The sequence below is a fragment of the Exiguobacterium sp. FSL W8-0210 genome (assembly GCF_038006045.1).
Lineage (GTDB): Bacteria > Bacillota > Bacilli > Exiguobacteriales > Exiguobacteriaceae > Exiguobacterium_A.
Genome location: NZ_JBBOUK010000001.1, coordinates 941,223 through 955,274, shown reverse-complemented (window position 1 = coordinate 955,274; position 14,052 = coordinate 941,223). Strand labels below are relative to the sequence as shown.

Below are 14,052 nucleotides of genomic sequence, written 5' to 3'. Positions count from 1 at the left end.
GATTACCTCGTTTTGACGAGTCGAACATAGTTTTTTTAGCGTAAATCAAGTACACTGACGATACACCTAATTTTAATGAAGACGGGATGCGTTCAATTATGAAAACGACTAATCCGCCAGTCGGTGGTCAAGCCATCGTCGAAGGCGTCATGTTCCAAAATGCGACCCATGCAGTCTCCGCGATTCGTCGAAATGATGATTCGATCGAGACGTTTGCCCAGCAAAAACCGGTTCGACCACGAATCGCCAAAGGAAAACGAATTCCACTTTTGCGTGGTCTCTTTGCTTTGATGGAGTCCTCAGCGAATGGCGCAAGTCATATGAACTTCGCAAGTGATCGCTACGGTGTCAAACCGGGTGAAGAAGAACCGGAAGAGACGACTGCCAGTCCTTTGACGAAATGGCTCGGCGTAGCTGTCGTCGGGATCCTATCATTTTTTTTCGGTAAATTACTCTTTACGTTACTACCTGCTTTCCTTGCATCGCTATTCGATGTATTTCCAGCCTTGTCTGGACATGTCATTCAAAACGTCATTGAAGCAACAATTAAATTAACGCTTTTGTTCAGTTATCTCTACGTGATTTCGTTGACCCCGCTTGTCAAACGACTTTTCCAATATCATGGTGCTGAGCATAAAGTCATTAATTGCGTCGAGTCAGGACGTCCACTTACGGTCGAGAACGTTCGCGTCAGCAGTCGGCTTCATTACCGGTGCGGCTCGAGTTTCTTGATCTTCACCGTCATCGTCGGATTTTTCGTCTATCTGATCGTGCCAACGGATCCGCTTTGGTTGCGTCTCGTCTGCCGAATCGCTTTATTACCGGTCGTCATCGGTCTCTCGTTTGAAGTGTTACAGCTGACGAATAAAGCACAGCACATTAAAGGACTTCGCGTCATCGCCTTGCCTGGCCTATGGTTGCAGTACTTGACGACGAAGGAACCGGATGATTCACAGATCGAGGTTGCGATTTATGCGTTTGAAGCATTAGAAAAACAGGAACATAACCTACATGAGAATGCACTGGGTTAATCGATAACAGGGGTGATATTATGATCAGACAACGCATTGGTTCTACATTTGCACTCGTCGTGTTACTGTTCGCTTTTGTCGGCTTCGGATATAAACTCGTCAACAATCCAAGTAGTCTGTTTTCACAATTGCTGTTCTTCGGGATTACCGCCGGGATTATCTTCTTACTCTTTAAGTTCCTGACTCGTAATCGAAGCGTCGGAAATGGTGCGAACGCTCAGTACCGAAAATCCGTCGCTCAATCAAAAAAAATGCACGGCTCTTCGAATTCTGTTCGCCGGACAGACTTTAAGAAAAAACCGGTCAAGTCTTCAAAAGCGCCGGCATCGAATAAAGTCAGACCGTTGCGGGATCGTTCAAAAGCGCCTCACCTGACAGTCATCGAAGGAAAAAAAGGTAAAAAGAAAAAACGTGCTTTCTAAATTTCAAAAGTACATTAAAAAGGAGATTCGTCACGCGACGAATCTCCTTTTTTCGTGTTCAATCCGTTTCGACCCAACCGATATACGGTAAATTGCGGTATTCCTCAGCACAATCGATTCCGTACCCAACAACGAAGTAATCCGGAATCTCAAAACCGACATAGTCTGCGTCGAGTTCTACTTCACGACGTGCCGGTTTATCAAGCAATGTACACACCTTTAGAACTCCAGGTTGATGCAACTTCATGTGATCACATAAGAAATGGAGCGTTCGTCCTGTGTCGATAATATCTTCGATGACGACGACATATTTCCCTTGCACATCGAGATCGAGATCTTTCTTCAACTGGACACGCCCTGAAGAGACGGTCTTTGTTCCGTAAGAAGAGCACGCGACTGTATCAATTTGAACGCTTCCTTTGATTTCGCGCATCAAATCCGCAGCAAAGACCATCGACCCTTTCAACACGACGACAAGAACGATTTGACGTCCGGCAGCATCTGCTTCAATCTGTTGTGCTAATTCACGGACTTTTTCTTTTAGTTGTGACTCAGACACTAACTTTTCTTTAATCGTAATTTCCATGACCAGGTGCGAACACCCGTCACCCCCTTCGTCCATTTTCAGGCTCAGTATAACATAACACCTTTTAAATGCGCACTTTATCATTAAATTGTAATGGAATGTTCGTGTTTAAGATGATCTCTTAGAAAAAAAGTATAAAAAAACAAGCCTCAATCCTCTGGATGGGCTTGTTGATAGCGATGCAGTTCCTCTTTCAAACCAGGACGTTCTGCGAAGAACTGAATCATTCCGTTGATCTTATCCAATGCTTCGATACTAATATGATGTTCGATTCCTTCGACATCCTTATAGATCAGTTCTTCATCCACACCAACGAGACGAAGAAAATCTTCAAGTAAGGCGTGTCGTTCCACGAGACGCTTTCCGATTTTGCGTCCTTTAGGCGTCAGCATGAGACCCCGATACTTTTCATAAACGAGATACGTCTCCCGGTCGAGCTTTTGAACCATCTTCGTTACCGAGGACGGGTGAACTCCTAACGACTCCGCTATATCCGATACGCGGGCATACCCCTTATCTTCAATCAGTTTATAAATTTGTTCCAAATAATCTTCCATACTCGGAGTTGGCACGACATCACCTTCCCATTTCATTCATTAGCGTTTCCAGTTCCACTCATCACTACGGTATTTCTCGGCAAGACGCTCAATCTCCTGCCACTGCTCGCTAGTGAACGTTAATGGAACGAACGACAAATCAAGCGCCTCTTCGAAGCCTTTCGTGAACGCTTCTCGTACCTCGTCAAATGCGACTGCGCGACCTGCTAGCTCATTCAAAGCGACAGCTTTTCCTGAAAAACGCGCTTTCATCCGTTCGCGCGTCGACTCATCATCATACAAGAAACAATCAAACAATTCACCTTCATCGACAGAGAGTGGGACCGAACCGTGCTGCAGAACAACGCCTTGATGGCGAACTTGTGCACTTCCGGCGACTTTCCGTTTTCCAACAGCGAGTTCATAATACGACGCTGCATCAAAACAAACGGCTGATTTCGGCTTCCGTAATTCTTCCTTTTCCTCTTCCGTCAACGGAACGGAAAATTCGACCGGAATGCCGAGGTGATGGTATCCTTTGCGAATTCCTTCCGTCAACATCCGATAACTTTCGATGACCGTGCGTGGTAAACCTTCTGTATCTTCTGGGATGACGACACTGTATGTCAACTCGTCTGCGTGCAAGACAGCGCGCCCTCCTGTCATCCGACGCACGATCGGAATCCCGAGCTCCGCGATCCGCTTTCGATCGATATCACGGGTTGCCCGTTGAAAATGACCAACGCTTAATCCACGTGGTTCCCATGAGTAAAAACGCAGCGTCGGTGCGATTTCACCACGCCCGACGAACTGAATCAATGCTTCATCAATTGCCATGTTCATTGCCGGCTCCATTGCCGGCGTCGTCAACACTTGCCACTCTCTGTTCACTTGAGCACCCCCAAAACGTTTCCGTCTTAGTGTATCAAACCCATTCTCGGTCGCGCAATCACGAGTCGATTGCCGAAATCGATTTCGTTGACTATAATGAAACAGAGGTTAAACGAACGAAGGGGTTGGAAGTCGAATATGGAAACTGGAACTATCATTACGATCGTATTATGGGTCGCGCTGATCGCCTACATCGCTTGGCGTTTCATGCCGGTCAAAGGCATCACGAAATTGTCGCAAGAAGAATTCCGTGCGAACTACCGTAAAGCACAAATCGTCGATGTTCGCGAGACACAGGAATTCAAAGGTGGACACATCGTCGGTGCCCGTAACATCCCGGTCAGCCAAATGAAGATGCGCTCGAAGGAATTACGAAAAGACATGCCGATTTATTTGTATTGTCAAGGTAGCATGCGTTCTTCACAGGCTGCAAAAGTCTTGAAAAAAGCTGGTTATACGAATCTGTATCAGTTAAAAGGCGGATTCAAGCAGTGGTCAGGAAAAATCAAACGGAGCTAATGCTTCGTTCATCGCAAAAAGAGGATCTCTCCTTCGTCGGAGAGGTCCTCTTTTTTATGAAGTAGCTTATGCGTGTACTTCTTGTTTTGGTTCGTAGCGTAAGACCGGTTTTCGAGCAGCAAGTGTCTCGTCCATCCGTTTGACGACCGTCGTGTGTGGTGCATTTAAGACGACATCTGGTGTCTCTTCGACCTCTTTTGCAATCTGGAGCATCGCATCACAAAAGGCATCGAGTGTTTCTTTTGACTCTGTTTCCGTCGGTTCGATCATGATACACTCCTCGACGTTCAACGGGAAGTAGATCGTTGGTGGATGGTATCCAAAGTCAAGCAGACGTTTAGCGATATCAAGCGTCCGGACACCTAGTGCTTTTTGACGTTTACCCGACAAGACGAATTCGTGCTTGCAATAGACGTCGTATGGCGCGTCATACGCACCTTTGAGACGAGCCAACATATAGTTCGCATTCAAGACCGCTTCTTTCGAGACGCGAGCGAGACCTGCCCCACCCATCGTCCGAATATAGCTATAGGCACGAACGTTGATGCCGAAGTTACCGTAGAATGGTTTGACGCGACCGATTGCTTCCGGACGATCGTAATCGAGGACATAACGCTCTTCTTCTTTGCGGACGATTGGTTTCGGTAAATACGGAATCAAATCTTGTTTGACCCCTACTGGACCCGACCCTGGTCCGCCGCCACCGTGCGGTCCTGTGAACGTCTTATGCAAGTTCAAGTGAACGACATCAAAGCCCATGTCCCCTGGACGAGCAATGCCCATGATCGCATTCGAGTTCGCACCATCATAATAGAGTTTTCCACCTGCTTCGTGAACCGCTTTTGCGATTTCGACGATATCCGACTCAAACAGACCGAGCGTGTTTGGATTCGTCAACATGAGTGCCGCTGTATCGTCACCGACTTTTTTCTTTAAGTCTGCTAGATCAACGAGACCACGTTCATCCGATAAGACCGTCACGGTATCAAATCCAGCGACTGATGCCGATGCCGGGTTTGTTCCGTGCGCGGAGTCCGGTACGAGGACTTTCGTCCGTTTAAAGTCACCGCGTGCATGATGGTAGGCCTTAATCAGCATCAAGCCTGTCCATTCACCGTGTGCTCCCGCCGCCGGCTGGAGCGTCACTTCATCCATTCCTGTGATGACTGCGAGTTTTTCTTGCAGATCATACATTAAACCGAGTGCCCCTTGGACACTTTCGACTGGTTGAAGCGGGTGAATGTGTGCAAACCCAGGGAGGCGTGCCATATCTTCATTAATTTTCGGGTTGTATTTCATCGTACATGACCCGAGTGGATAGAATCCAGAATCCACACCATGGTTACGGTTCGAGAGTGCCGTGTAGTGACGGACGAGATCCAGTTCAGATACTTCCGGTAGCGCCACGTCTTCCTTCCGTAACATCGAAGCCGGTAACAATTCTTCTACTGCCACCTCATCGACAGTCGGTAACGGTAAGCTAAAGGCGATACGACCCGGTTTAGAAATTTCAAAGATCAATGTTTGCTCATTCATGTGTGAGTCCCCCTAACGCTGTCACGAATTGATCCAACTCTTCATTCGTCCGTAATTCCGTTGCACAAACAAGCATTTCATTTTGACGTGCCGCGTCATACGATCCTAACGGCAAACCGCCGATGATCCCGTGATCGAGCAATTGTTGACTCGCACGTGTTGCATCGATCGGTAGCGTAACGACGAATTCATTGAAGCTCGGTCCATCGTCAACGATCGTAAAGCCAGCCTGTTTCAGCTTTTGTTTTAAGGCATGTGCCGTTTGCAAGTTGCGTGTCGCGAGTTCCCGGATACCCCGTTTTCCGAGTGCACTCATCGCGATCGAAGCAGCGAGTGCATTCAACGCTTGGTTCGAACAAATGTTAGATGTCGCCTTGTCACGGCGAATGTGTTGTTCACGTGCTTGTAACGTCAGAACGAAACCGCGTTTCCCATTCTCATCGACGGTCTGCCCAACGAGACGTCCCGGAATCTTACGCATCAACGCTTTTGTCGTCGTGAAATAACCACACGTCGGTCCACCAAAACTTTGTGGAATTCCGAACGGTTGGCAGTCTCCGATCGTTATGTCAGCGCCAAGTTTACCTGGTGCTTCTAAGATACCGAGTGCCAGTGGATTCGCAGAGACGATGAACAGCGCACCACGAGCATGAGTCGCATCGGCCAATGCTTGTAGTTCTTCGACACGACCGTAGAAGTTCGGATACTGCACGATGACACAGGCGACGTCTTCGATGGCATCGAGTTGATCGATCCGTGTGACACCTTGCTCAAGCGCCAACGTCTCGACGTTTAGTCCTGGACCGTTCGCATACGTCCGAACGACATCGTGTGCCTCCGGGTGAACGCCGTCTGAAAGAACGATCGTCTTTTTCTTCGTATGGGCACAAGCAAGCATAGCCGCTTCCGCTAACGCCGTGATACCGTCATACATCGACGAGTTCGCGACATCCATCCCTGTCAATTCACAAATCATCGATTGGAATTCAAAAATCGCTTGTAGTTCACCTTGCGAAATCTCTGGCTGATACGGTGTATAGGCAGTGTAAAACTCTGAGCGCAGTAACATATGATTGACGACAGCAGGTGCATAGTGATCATAGATGCCTGCGCCAAGGAACGATGAATATTGTTTCGTATTCATGTTTTGGTCGGCAAGCTTCGATAGCGTCCGAATCAAGTCCGTTTCCGGAAGTGGCACACCGACTTCTTCCAATGTACCGTTATCACGGACGGATGCCGGGATATCAGCGAGTAAATCTTCGATCGATGCTGCACCGATCGTCTGTAACATCGCCTGCTCATCTTCTGCTGTCATTGGTAAATAACGAAAATCCATAGAAATATCCCCCTTATTTCGTGCGACGATAAAACGGTGTCGCTGTTCGTTTCGCTGCTAAACGTTTTCCGCGTACTTCCACTTCAAATTGCTCTTGTTCCGCTACTTCTGCAGGAACGAGTGCCCAAGCAATCGCTTTTCCGACTGTCGGCGGCAACGTACCTGTCGTCACCACACCAACGACTTCCCCGTCGTGCCAAACCGGTGCATCTTGACGCGCAATCCCTTTATCGAGTAATTCAAGACCGATCAAGCGTCGCGGTGCTCCTTGTTCTTTCTGTTGCAACAAGACTTCCGAACCGACGAACGGTTTGACTTGTGGTTTGACCGCAAAGCCCATTCCCGCTTCGATTGGTGAAATCGTTGCTGATAATTCATGTCCATAAAGTGGAAGACATGCCTCAAAACGTAATGTGTCACGTGCCCCGAGCCCGCATGGTACGACACCTTGCTCAAGCAGTGCTTGCCAGACAGCAGGTGCGTCACCAGCTGCCATGTAGAGTTCGAACCCATCTTCCCCTGTGTACCCACTGCGTGAGACGATCATTTCCACTCCTGCAACCGTCCCACGTTGGAACTTGAAAAATCCGATCTCTGATAAGACAAGTGGTGTCATGCCGGAAAGGATGGCTTCCGCACGTGGTCCTTGGACCGCAATTTGACCATATTGTTCCGATTGATTCTCAAGCGTGACGTCTCCTGTTAGATAGTGACGTAAATGTTGTTCGTCTTTTTCAATGTTCGAAGCATTGACGACGAGAAGATAGTCCGTTTCTGCCAAACGATAGACGAGTAAATCATCCACTGTCCCACCGTCTTCTTGGCATAAGACGTTATATTGCGCTTGCCCCACCGCAATCTTCGAAATATCGTTCGATAATGTAGCTTGTAAAAACGTCAGAGCATCCGGTCCGCTGACGAACAGTTCTCCCATGTGCGAGACATCGAACATGCCGACGTTCTCCCTTACTGCAACGTGTTCTTCTTTAATCGAGGAAAACAAAACTGGCATTTCAAATCCCGCAAAATCCACCATCTTACCGGTTTGCGAAACCGTCTCGAATAACGGTGTTCTTTTCAATGTCGTTTGACTCATACAAATCCCCCTATTTACGAACGTTTTCGCTCTCTCTTCTCTTTAATGTTCCATTTTCAAATCCATCTTACCAATTAAAATCATAATTATCTAGTATTATTCGGAAAAAGGAACATACGAAAAAGAGAGAAAGGACCCTGTCCCTTCTCTCCTATTGTTTCATATTCTTCCCATGAAAGCCATTTCAAAATTGTTTGATTCCGGCAGTTCGTTTGATTTCCTCCTGGAGTCGACGACCTTCCGTCACCAATTGGCTCGCTCCTTGCTTCACACGATTTCCTTCTTCAGTGATTCGATTGATATTCCCTTTGATTTGATCGATTCGCTGCGTCGTATGATCAATGTTCGTCTGCAAGGTTTGCTGACGAATCGTAAAGCGCTCCATCAGTTGTTTTAACTGCCGAATATCCTGAGACAGCTTCTTTTTGTAAAGACTGAATCCGAACAACACGAGTCCTATGATAGCCAATAAAATAATACCTAACGTAATCCAAATCATGACTTCTCCTCCAATACAGTTTCAATCGCACGCGTTAATTCTTCGATTGATGCCGTTCCTTCAAGTCGGACAGTAGCTACTCCAGCATATAAGGAATAGCGACGTTCAAACAATCGTCTCACTTGTTCCCGTTCTGTCACGAGTGGACGATTCGGATCAGCGGCGATACGTTCCCAAATCAAATCAAAGGGTGTATCGATCCAGACGACTGTTCCGGACTCCTGCATGTACAGTCGGTTCTCTTCCCGTTCGACGATCCCGCCACCCGTGACAACCACTTCCGCATTGCTACTCTTCAACAATTCGCTTTCATGTGTACGAAACCCTGCTTCGCCATGCTCAGCGAAAAAAGCGGTAATCGTTTGTCCATGTTCCTGTTTGAACCGTTCATCCAGTTCGTCGACCTCGTATTGTGAACCCAATCGATGTCCGACAGCTGTTTTACCAGTTCCCATAAACCCAATCAAATAAACCTTACTCATGTGTGACGACCGCCTCGATTCTTTGACCATTCTCTAATCTCGCTTCCATTTTAAAGCCTTTATCGGTCGCTGTACAGCTGACTTGTCCGATTGGGTAGCGGAGGGTCTCGTCCTTCGTACAATCTGCTTTCGCCGCTCGAATGAGAGACTCGAGTTGAAGGGCTTCTTGCTCTAACTGATGATGCCGCATCTCTTCGTCAATTTGCTGACAAGAAATCAAGAGTACGACTCCCATTCCTAGAAGTAACAGTAACGTTTGAATCAAGATGAATCCTTCCTGACGCATCGGAAGGAACGTCTGCTGTCGTTCAACTGAATCGAGAGAATCTCGGCATCCCCTGTCACGGTATATTGTTTGACATCGCGGGCGTATGTCAGTTCACCTCCCTGTTCTTTCTTGAGACGTAGTTGATCTTGCACACGGACGAGACGCCACTTTTCAGCTGTCTCTCCCGGATTGACGTCCATTCCACGAATCTCGTCTCCGAGGCGCTCACACATCGTACTGCGCCACATCAGTCGTTCCACGGTATGAAAGAACAATTCTTCATTCATTCGGTTGACTTCCGGCGGACGAACGAGTGGGGTCAGTGTCAAGATTGCCAGCAGAAGAAGTGGGCTCAGCCATAGGACGAATGACAGTTCGAGAAGGGTCATTCCGGATTCCGCTCGCAAGACACATCGTTTCATTGCACCACGCTCCTTGTTTCAGGACATAGGACGCTGTTCGGTTTTCAACTTGATCCGTAGCCATCTGCTCAAGCTGTTCCGTCTCTTGTTCCCATTTCATTTGTTTCGTCCGTAAATCGAGATAAGGATCAATCGCTAACATCATGAAGATACCGATTGCAACGATAGAAAGCATTACTTCAAGCAAAGAGAAGCCCGCTTGGCGTTCGTTCTGCATACTTCTCACCTCACTTTACGGATTGCCATTTGATAATTCCCAAGTAAGAATTTGATTTCATATTCGGCTGTTGCCGAACGGCAAGACCAGGTCGCTGCATAGATCGAGTGATAGCTTTTAAAATAGATGATGCGATTCGAGGGCGGAACGGTACACGTATGACCATTTTGGAATGTCCGTTGCCATAACAACCGGTCATCCGCAAGGACAAGGTATCCTGTACCGTCTCCTCGAAATCGAAACTGCATCAATGCTTGATCTTGCTTTGAGTACTGCATGAGTCGAAGTGTCTGAATATCTTGTTCCATCAGACGAACCTCTTGTTCAAGCGGAATCCAGTCCGGTCGTTTTTCAAACAGTGCCGGCAACAAAAAAACAAGTAAACAAGCAATGATTGTCAGCACCGCCGTCATCTCAAATAAGGTAAAACCTTGTTCACTTCGTAAGTTCGCCAGTCTTCGGATCATACGTATACGTCTCCTGATCACAGACGAGGGCATTCGGTTTATCAGCTGTTCCGCGGTTGATCGTCTGGAGCGATTCCGGATACTTCTTTTCTTTCGCATAATACAAATTAACCTCCGAGCGAATGACGCGAATGTTCGCCTCACAACTGACACCTTTCGCCTGGTCCTTTCCACTTGTCATCGTTGGAATCAAAACGAGTAGTAACAATGAAATGATCAATAAGACGGCTGCCATCTCAAGTAAGGTGAATCCGTCTTGTCGTTTTAAGAATTGTTTCATCGTATCGTCTCCTCTGTTTAGAATGGAAGCTGCTGTATCGCTAGCTGAATCGGATAATACAAGATGAGAAACAACGTTCCCGTCATGATCGTCAATCCACCGTACAAAATCGGCTCGATCCATAACAACTTTTTCTCTAGTTCCTCTTCCATCGACTCATGCAAGAGTGTCGCTTGTTCAAGCAACAACGGACCAAGATCGCCACTTTCCCGCGCCAAATGGACGATCCCAATCGTCTCGGCTTCGATGATTTCATCTTCGCCAAGCGCTTCTGCAAGTGGTTCCCCTGCCTGTTGTTTAGCATGTAGACGAGCGTACAAATGTCCTTTTTTATTCGCTTGTCCTTGCTCGAGGTGACGAAAGGTCTCTTCAAGCGAGAAGCCAGCATCGATGAACGATCCTACTTCGATCGTGAATAAATAGCTGTAGTAGAGACGAATCAAACGCTGTAACGGTTTCAGTCGTAAAATACGGTTTAACGGAAAGAAGCGAAAAAAGAGGTAACCGGAGGTTAACAAAATAACGGGAATACTTGCGAGCAGATATTTCGCAGAGGGGTGAAGAAGGAGATGCAGAAATGAGGGGAGAGTCTTCGGGTCCGACATCTCAAGGAGAGACGGAAATACGTAGAGGGCGTAAAAGAAGAACAGGAGGAATAGACTAGTCGCTAGAACAAGCGGATACCGGATCATCTTCCAAAACTTCGATCGCATTTCTGTTTCGAGGTCGAGCAGTTTCACGATTTGGCGAAGGACGAGCAACGGTCGTTCTGTCCTTTCTCCAACAAAAAGAAGTCGTTTTAAAGTATTCGTTAACGCAAGCGGTTCAAGCGATGCTGAAAAGGAGTCTCCTTTTTCAAGACAGCGTTCCATTTCTCCGACTACTTCCGCGAACGGCTGACGCTCGAATCGTTTTAAAATGAGTAACGTCTCTTTCGCGGAAATGCCTTTTGATAACAAGCGATGATATCGTTTTAAGAACCGACTTTGATCGCGGCTTGTAAGTTTCTGACGGTACAGCGGACATCCTCTCCTTTTCGCTCGAGATGAATGATGCGTTGACAGACAGCCAGTTCTGACTCTTCGATACCTAAACTGCGCAATCGCAATCGCGCCTCATCAATACTTCCAGCGTGTAACGTAAACAACACGACGTGACCACTAAGTGCGGCATTCATCGTCAAACGTGCTGCCTCTCTCGTCCGCACCTCACCAAAAGCAATCCAATCCGGATCCGCTCGCAATATTTCTTCAAAACATCGCGTAGCAGTGAACCCTGCTTTTTCATTTAGTTCCAGTTGCAAGACGTTTGGTACCGTACACTCCACCGGATCTTCAATCGAGATGATTCGTTTTTCTTCCATCGCACTCATCAAGGAATATAACATCGTCGTCTTTCCTGCGCCTGTCGATCCAGAAATGACGATACACCCGTGTCGTTGTTCAGCTAACCAAGCGAAGTCCAATTGATCGTGTAACGTTCGTAAAGCCGTTTCTTGAGAGACCGTCGAACGATAAAATCGCCACGACATTGCATCTCCTTGTCGACTCGGTAACAACGAGACGCGCATGCCCTTTTTCCCGTGCGGATACAAACCACTTTGCGGAATCCGCTCGTTCTGTTCCTTTAAGTTCGCCTCATAGCGGACATGACTGACAAGTGTCCGGTAACGCGTGAGTTCTACCTCTTCTTGTTCACACAAACCGTCACCTGTTCGACAAACGATTCGGACGCAAGCTTCATTCGGTACGAAATGAACATCTGTTGCACCAAGTGATTCGAATCGTTCCATGAGTTGTGTCGTCCATTCCTTCATTTCTCTTCACCTCCTTACCGCAAACAATACACAAAAAAAAGAAGCCGACCAAACCGGCTTCTTTACGATACGTGTGCAATTGTCCGATGTTTACGCTTCGCCAATGTCTCAAGACCTGGTTTATCGTATCCGATAACAAGTTGTTTTCCATCAGTGATGATTGGACGGCGTAATAATTTCGGATTGTCACTCATGAGGCGTAATAACTCACTGAGTTTCATGTCTTCAATATCAATGCCGAGATCTTTGAAGGCTTGACTGCGTGTTGCGAGCAAACTTTCAATCCCATCCGTCGATAATTTCAACAGTTCCATGAGTTCATCAACTGTTGGAGCATTTCTGAACAGATGACGTTCCTCTACATCAACATGTTCCTCTTTTAACCATGATTTCGTTTTACGACATGATGTACAACTTGGATATGTGAAAAAGACTAGTTCATTCGTCATTTTTGCTCCTCCTCTCAAAGTGTGGGGTTTCATTACAGTTACTATAGCATGCCATTTTGACTTTGTACACATTTTGTACAACTATTGTACAACTTTTTTTGAAACTTCATCTTTTGTTCACAGTTATTCCTTAACAATCACTAGAACAGGATGGACGGATGATTGTTTGCTTGGTAAAATAAGTACGTATATTGACTATCTGTCGGATTTAGGGGGTTATAGGAATGGGGAGAATGTACCGCGTACTCGGTTTCTGGACTGGTATCATCGCAGTCATGGCATTTATCGGCGCATTGGGTGGCGATGCAAGCTCAAGTGAGCATACGGATTCATTTTTAGTCATGGGCTTCGTCTTCTTAGCACAAACTGTATTTTTTGCAGCGCTCGGTTACTTGCGCTTAACTGAAAAAACGTATGTCTATATCTTTGGAGCTTACTTAACTGTATTTTTCATCGTCTTTACGTACTGGTCGAACTTCCAGATGTAATGAAAAAACTCGTCATCCTTTTGGATGGCGAGTTTTTTTAGTCAGAGGAATGGATTCGACTTCATTTCTTGACGAATCGTCGTACTCGGACCATGCCCTGGATAAATCGTCGTATCTGCCGGTAGTTCCGCGATGAGTCGATCCAGTGAACGCATCAACACGTCTTGATCCCCACCGTATAGATCCGTTCGTCCGACGCCTTGCTGGAACAGGAGATCTCCACCGAACGCGATCCGTTCTCCTTTAAAGTAGAACGTCACACTTCCTGGTGAGTGTCCTGGCGTCTCAAGTACATGCATCGAAAAGCTACCGATCGTCAATCGTCCTGGTTGCAACAAATGATCCGCTGGTTTCATCCGCATCGGTGGCATTCCGAATTTTGCTGAACCATTCCATTCTGGATTACCGAGCCATCCTGCTTCTTCCGGATGCACGTAGACAGGGGCTTCCGTGAAGCGTCGTAACATATCCACACCACCAATGTGGTCAAAATGCGCATGCGTCAACAAAATCGCTTTTAATGTTGCTCCCCGACTTTCAATCTCATCGAAAAACCGCATATCTTCTGTACCCGGATCAATGACGAGACATTCCTTATCTTTAAATAACAAATAACCATTCTCAGATGCCATACCGGAAGTGATCATTACGATTTCCATTCTATAAACCCCCTTTACAATAGACTCTTCTCCTACTATACACGAAATT

The 14,052-nt window shown here is 46.8% G+C and carries 21 protein-coding genes; 4 read left to right on the top strand and 17 right to left on the bottom strand.

Going from position 1 to position 14,052, the window contains the following annotated elements; translation table 11 throughout:
* Positions 1-98: 98 nt before the first annotated feature.
* Together MKY22_RS04935 and MKY22_RS04930 are read left to right on the top strand one after the other, a co-directional pair.
* Positions 99-1,031 carry a DUF1385 domain-containing protein gene (locus MKY22_RS04935; protein ID WP_290778615.1) on the top strand — a complete coding sequence of 311 codons (933 nt, stop codon included), beginning with the start codon at positions 99-101 and terminating at the stop codon, positions 1,029-1,031.
* Positions 1,032-1,051: 20 nt separating this feature from the next.
* Positions 1,052-1,453 carry an SA1362 family protein gene (locus MKY22_RS04930; protein ID WP_069940386.1) on the top strand — a complete coding sequence of 134 codons (402 nt, stop codon included), beginning with the start codon at positions 1,052-1,054 and terminating at the stop codon, positions 1,451-1,453.
* A gap of 58 nt (positions 1,454-1,511) precedes the next feature.
* Here the strand turns inward: MKY22_RS04930 and hpt are convergent, their stop codons facing one another.
* The 3 genes from hpt to MKY22_RS04915 form a co-directional block, all read right to left on the bottom strand.
* On the bottom strand, positions 1,512-2,039 hold the full coding sequence (gene hpt / locus MKY22_RS04925) for a hypoxanthine phosphoribosyltransferase (RefSeq protein ID WP_029341088.1): 528 nt from the start codon (positions 2,037-2,039) through the stop codon (positions 1,512-1,514).
* A 149-nt stretch (positions 2,040-2,188) separates the two neighbouring features.
* Positions 2,189-2,611, bottom strand: coding sequence for a transcriptional regulator MntR (mntR, locus tag MKY22_RS04920; protein ID WP_035398709.1), 423 nt, complete (start codon positions 2,609-2,611; stop codon positions 2,189-2,191).
* A gap of 24 nt (positions 2,612-2,635) precedes the next feature.
* Positions 2,636-3,466, bottom strand: a complete 831-nt coding sequence (locus MKY22_RS04915) for a lipoate--protein ligase family protein (RefSeq protein ID WP_074668436.1) — start codon at positions 3,464-3,466, stop codon at positions 2,636-2,638.
* Between the two features lie 138 nt (positions 3,467-3,604).
* Between MKY22_RS04915 and MKY22_RS04910 the strand changes: the two genes are divergently transcribed.
* Positions 3,605-3,985 carry a rhodanese-like domain-containing protein gene (locus MKY22_RS04910; RefSeq protein WP_023467569.1) on the top strand — a complete coding sequence of 127 codons (381 nt, stop codon included), beginning with the start codon at positions 3,605-3,607 and terminating at the stop codon, positions 3,983-3,985.
* A gap of 66 nt (positions 3,986-4,051) precedes the next feature.
* On the opposite strand, the gene gcvPB is transcribed toward MKY22_RS04910, so the two are convergent.
* From gcvPB to MKY22_RS04845, 13 genes are all read right to left on the bottom strand, one after another.
* Positions 4,052-5,521, bottom strand: a complete 1,470-nt coding sequence (gcvPB, locus tag MKY22_RS04905; protein WP_290778607.1) for an aminomethyl-transferring glycine dehydrogenase subunit GcvPB — start codon at positions 5,519-5,521, stop codon at positions 4,052-4,054.
* Positions 5,514-6,860, bottom strand: coding sequence for an aminomethyl-transferring glycine dehydrogenase subunit GcvPA (gene gcvPA / locus MKY22_RS04900; RefSeq protein ID WP_290778604.1), 1,347 nt, complete (start codon positions 6,858-6,860; stop codon positions 5,514-5,516). The genes gcvPB and gcvPA overlap by 8 nt, the downstream gene beginning before the upstream one ends.
* Before the next feature lie 13 nt (positions 6,861-6,873).
* Complete coding sequence (gcvT, locus tag MKY22_RS04895; protein ID WP_035409121.1) at positions 6,874-7,956, bottom strand: glycine cleavage system aminomethyltransferase GcvT; 1,083 nt, start codon at positions 7,954-7,956, stop codon at positions 6,874-6,876.
* 184 nt (positions 7,957-8,140) lie between these two features.
* Positions 8,141-8,455 carry a hypothetical protein gene (locus MKY22_RS04890; RefSeq protein ID WP_023467565.1) on the bottom strand — a complete coding sequence of 105 codons (315 nt, stop codon included), beginning with the start codon at positions 8,453-8,455 and terminating at the stop codon, positions 8,141-8,143.
* Positions 8,452-8,937, bottom strand: coding sequence for a shikimate kinase (locus tag MKY22_RS04885; RefSeq protein WP_290778599.1), 486 nt, complete (start codon positions 8,935-8,937; stop codon positions 8,452-8,454). Before MKY22_RS04885 ends, MKY22_RS04890 begins: the two co-directional genes overlap by 4 nt.
* Positions 8,930-9,202 (bottom strand): hypothetical protein, encoded by a 273-nt coding sequence (locus MKY22_RS04880; RefSeq protein ID WP_231925701.1) that lies wholly within the window; start codon positions 9,200-9,202, stop codon positions 8,930-8,932. Before MKY22_RS04880 ends, MKY22_RS04885 begins: the two co-directional genes overlap by 8 nt.
* Positions 9,199-9,492 (bottom strand): hypothetical protein, encoded by a 294-nt coding sequence (locus tag MKY22_RS04875; RefSeq protein WP_029341079.1) that lies wholly within the window; start codon positions 9,490-9,492, stop codon positions 9,199-9,201. Before MKY22_RS04875 ends, MKY22_RS04880 begins: the two co-directional genes overlap by 4 nt.
* The gene (locus MKY22_RS04870) at positions 9,485-9,844 is read right to left on the bottom strand and encodes a type II secretion system protein (RefSeq protein WP_051656225.1); all 360 of its coding nucleotides are present in this window, start codon (positions 9,842-9,844) and stop codon (positions 9,485-9,487) included. Before MKY22_RS04870 ends, MKY22_RS04875 begins: the two co-directional genes overlap by 8 nt.
* A 5-nt stretch (positions 9,845-9,849) precedes the next feature.
* Positions 9,850-10,311, bottom strand: coding sequence for a prepilin-type N-terminal cleavage/methylation domain-containing protein (locus tag MKY22_RS04865; protein WP_035398319.1), 462 nt, complete (start codon positions 10,309-10,311; stop codon positions 9,850-9,852).
* Positions 10,280-10,591 carry a competence type IV pilus major pilin ComGC gene (locus MKY22_RS04860; RefSeq protein WP_023467559.1) on the bottom strand — a complete coding sequence of 104 codons (312 nt, stop codon included), beginning with the start codon at positions 10,589-10,591 and terminating at the stop codon, positions 10,280-10,282. The genes MKY22_RS04865 and MKY22_RS04860 overlap by 32 nt, the downstream gene beginning before the upstream one ends.
* A gap of 17 nt (positions 10,592-10,608) precedes the next feature.
* The gene (locus MKY22_RS04855; RefSeq protein WP_290778589.1) at positions 10,609-11,550 is read right to left on the bottom strand and encodes a type II secretion system F family protein; all 942 of its coding nucleotides are present in this window, start codon (positions 11,548-11,550) and stop codon (positions 10,609-10,611) included.
* Between the two features lie 14 nt (positions 11,551-11,564).
* Positions 11,565-12,407, bottom strand: a complete 843-nt coding sequence (locus MKY22_RS04850; RefSeq protein WP_149426967.1) for an ATPase, T2SS/T4P/T4SS family — start codon at positions 12,405-12,407, stop codon at positions 11,565-11,567.
* Between the two features lie 62 nt (positions 12,408-12,469).
* Positions 12,470-12,856 (bottom strand): Spx/MgsR family RNA polymerase-binding regulatory protein, encoded by a 387-nt coding sequence (locus MKY22_RS04845; protein ID WP_023467556.1) that lies wholly within the window; start codon positions 12,854-12,856, stop codon positions 12,470-12,472.
* Between the two features lie 224 nt (positions 12,857-13,080).
* Here MKY22_RS04845 and MKY22_RS04840 point away from each other — a divergent pair, with 224 nt between their 5' ends.
* Positions 13,081-13,344, top strand: coding sequence for a DUF2626 family protein (locus MKY22_RS04840; protein ID WP_023467555.1), 264 nt, complete (start codon positions 13,081-13,083; stop codon positions 13,342-13,344).
* A 41-nt stretch (positions 13,345-13,385) separates the two neighbouring features.
* Here MKY22_RS04840 and MKY22_RS04835 read toward each other — a convergent pair whose 3' ends face one another.
* The gene (locus MKY22_RS04835) at positions 13,386-14,003 is read right to left on the bottom strand and encodes an MBL fold metallo-hydrolase (RefSeq protein WP_341087110.1); all 618 of its coding nucleotides are present in this window, start codon (positions 14,001-14,003) and stop codon (positions 13,386-13,388) included.
* Between the last annotated feature and the right edge of the window lie 49 nt (positions 14,004-14,052).